Below are 3,209 nucleotides of genomic sequence, written 5' to 3' on the forward strand. Positions count from 1 at the left end.
ATCCAAGCCATCTTTCCGGGGGGCAACAGCAGAGAGTCGCTATCGCAAGGGCCTTGGCCATGGAGCCTCACGTAATTCTCTTCGATGAGCCGACTTCCGCCCTGAACCCGGAATTGATAAAGGAAGTCCTGGATGCCATTCGTCAACTTGCGAAAACCGGCATGACCATGGTAGTCGTTACTCACGAAATGAGTTTCGCGAGGGAGATCTGCGACCAGATCGTTTTTATGGATCACGGGGTGGTCCTTGAAATAACCCCGCCCCAAGATTTTTTTTCAGAACCCAAGACACCGAGGGCAAAAGAGTTCCTGAGCAAGATCCTGCACCATTGACGCGTGGAAGTGAATCCAAAGCGAGAAGGAGTGACGGCTCTGACCCAAGTAAGTAAAAACCTCCGCAAGTTTCGTTTGAGCCGAGGACTGTCCCTTTCAAAACTGTCAGGAATTGCTTCAGTTTCGGTAGCACAACTCTCTAAACTCGAGAATGGGAAAGTCTCCCCGAGCCTGGCGGTCCTTCGCAGGCTAGCCGATGCTTTGGAAGTATCCTTGGCCGCTTTGGTGGCCGAAAAGGTCCCCCCCCAGCTTAACCCCGTTTTTCGCGGTGAAGGATACACCTTCAGGCGGGACACGCCGGGGCAGAAACAAATAGAGGAAGTATTCCTTCACATATCCCAGGAAGCCCGCATGCAGCCCGAAATCATGACTTTACCTCCTGGGTCCGAAAGCGGCCATGCCCTAAGTCACGATGGTGAGGAGTTTTTTTATGTCCTTGAAGGGTGGGTCCGGTTCTTTTACGGAAACCAGGAACCGGTAGATCTCAAAGAAGGAGATTTTATCTATTTCGACAATACTGTGCCTCATCGATACGAAAACCCTGACGCCCACCATCCTATGAAGCTCCTGGTCTGTTGCTCGCCGCCGGTTTTCTAGGAACAACAAGTGCATTGAGATCTGAATTCTCTTTTGGGAGGTCGCAAGGGATGGAGTGTTCGCAAGTGCTGATCCACGGGGAAAGGTGGTTCCCCGGTGGGAAGAGCTTTTCGGAGGATATGCCTGAATACTGGGGCGACTGGTACTGTGACTCCGAGGTGGGCAAGCTCCGGGCCGTGCTGATGCATCGCCCGGGTCCGGAAATAGACGCTGTCACCGACCCGGCATCGGTGCGTTTCAAGGCCCTTATGGACCCGGAAAAAGCACGGGAACAGCACGATGCGCTGGCCGGAATCTACCGTGACCACGGAGTCAGGGTGTATTACGTAGAAGAGGGGCGTTTAGATCGACCTAACGCTCTTTTCATGAGAGACCAGGTCCTGATGACCCCGGAAGGGGCCATTGTCTGCCGTCCAGCCATGGAGGTCCGTCGGGGGGAAGAGCGCTTCGCCGCGGAAACCCTTGCCCGCCTGGGCGTCCCGATCTTGAAGACCATTTCGGGCGAGGGGGTTTTTGAGGGAGCTTGCCTCCTTTGGGTGGACAGGAAGACGGTGATCCTGGGAACCGGTTGCCGGGCGAACAAGGCTGGCGCCCTCCAGGTTGAAAGGGAATTGCGCGACCTTGGCGTGGATACAATCCTTTATTTCCAGATCCCTTACGGACATGCTCATCTTGACGGCCTCATGAACTTCGCCGACAGGAAAACCGCCATGATATTCCCTTCCCAGGTACCTTATGACGTCTGCAAGCCTCTCTTGGACCGGGGTTTCGGAATAATAGAGAACCCCTACGTCGATGAAGTCGAGTTGACCTCAGGTATCAACTTTGTGGCCCTTGAGCCGGGGAAAGTAGTGATCCCTTCGGGTAATCCCCGCACCTGCGCCCTTCTTGGGGAAGCCGGGGTGGAATGTGTCGAGGTGGATATAACGGAGTTGCTTAAAGGCTGGGGTGCCATTCACTGCATGACCGCGTTCCTGAAAAGGGATCCCATCGAAGCCTAGGGGTCTACCCTTGAATTCTTGAGTTCGACAGGCCCCATGAGTTAGTTTACTATGTAGTTGACGGAGGAGTGGCTCCTGGGGTCCGTAGGCCGGTTATCCGGTTTTACTTGGCTCTGAAATGCCGCCTCCGTCATTTTTTATGTCGTCCGCTGGCGCAATCTGGAATGGAGCCTGCCCTTCCAGGGCGGTGGCTTAAGTGGTAGACGAGGCGGGGGGCGGCAACCCAGCAATTTCTGGGAGGTGTTTTTCATGTCTGAGGGGCAGATAACGGTCGGAGTGGATGTAGGCAGCCACATGCACAGGGTGGCGATAGGCACGCCGGAGGAGAAGATAGCTGAAGAGTTCGACCTGCCTCACAACAGGGATGGATTCGAGAAGTTTTTCGGTCGGATAACCCATTACGAAAAGACCTATCAGGTACCGGTGGTAGTAGCGATGGAAGGCTTCAACGGATACGCGAGGCCGCTGGACCGGATGGTCCAGAAGAAGGGCTATCGTTTGCTTAACGTGAACAACCTGAAACTGCGCAGATTCAAGGAGATATTTCCGTCGCCGGCGAAGACGGACGTAATAGACGCGCGTAAGATCCTGGAGCTGGTGAGGCTACAGCCCCTTCTTACCGACCAGGAGGTAATACTGCAGGAAGTCCGCGAAGTACCGAAGGAGCACCAGGTACTTAAGCGCCTTACCCGCCGTCGTCGCCAGCTGGTGCGTGAGAAGGCGTCCGTTATGAACAGGATGCAGTCTGACCTTCACGCGGTAAGCCCCGAACTGGCGGACCTGGCAAGGAACAAGGACGGATTGGCCTTTCTGCGTTTTTTGACCTGCCGTGAAGACCTGAGGCAGCTTGAGAGGGTACAGAAGAGGACCTTGCTGGGTATAAAAGGAATTGGGGAAGGATTTGCCGGTAAAGTCAAGGAATGGCAGAAGAAGGCCCAGTTCTCCGAAGAAGCGGAATATGCGGGACCGATGATAATAGAAGATGGGCGGAGGATACTGGAACTGAAGGAACGCATCAAGACGCTGGACAAACAGATCGGAGAACTATGCGAAAGGTCGGACCTTGCGGGCATTGTGAGAAGCATCCCCGGTTTTGGCCTGACCTGCACATCCGAGATAGTGGCCGAAATAGGCAGTATGGACCGCTTCAGGTCTGAGGGCAGCCTTGCCATGTACCTTGGTATGGCCCCGCTGGACAACAGTTCGGGCAAAAGGCGGGGTACCAGGCATGCCAAGCAGGTGAACATAAGGGCCCGTTCAGCGATGATGACGGCGATGA

The 3,209-nt window shown here is 54.8% G+C and carries 4 protein-coding genes; all 4 read left to right on the plus strand.

Annotated elements, in window-relative coordinates:
- A partial coding sequence (locus tag GX108_00540; GenBank protein NLO55536.1) for an amino acid ABC transporter ATP-binding protein occupies positions 1-332 on the plus strand: 332 nt, incomplete at its 5' end.
- A gap of 75 nt (positions 333-407) precedes the next feature.
- Positions 408-929, plus strand: a complete 522-nt coding sequence (locus tag GX108_00545) for a helix-turn-helix transcriptional regulator (protein NLO55537.1) — start codon at positions 408-410, stop codon at positions 927-929.
- Positions 930-979: 50 nt separating this feature from the next.
- Positions 980-1,930, plus strand: a complete 951-nt coding sequence (locus tag GX108_00550; GenBank protein NLO55538.1) for an amidinotransferase — start codon at positions 980-982, stop codon at positions 1,928-1,930.
- Positions 1,931-2,179: 249 nt separating this feature from the next.
- Positions 2,180-3,209 (plus strand): IS110 family transposase (locus GX108_00555; GenBank protein NLO55539.1); only part of this gene is annotated, 1,030 nt, incomplete at its 3' end.

The organism is Thermovirga sp., from assembly GCA_012523215.1.
GTDB lineage: Bacteria > Synergistota > Synergistia > Synergistales > Thermovirgaceae > 58-81.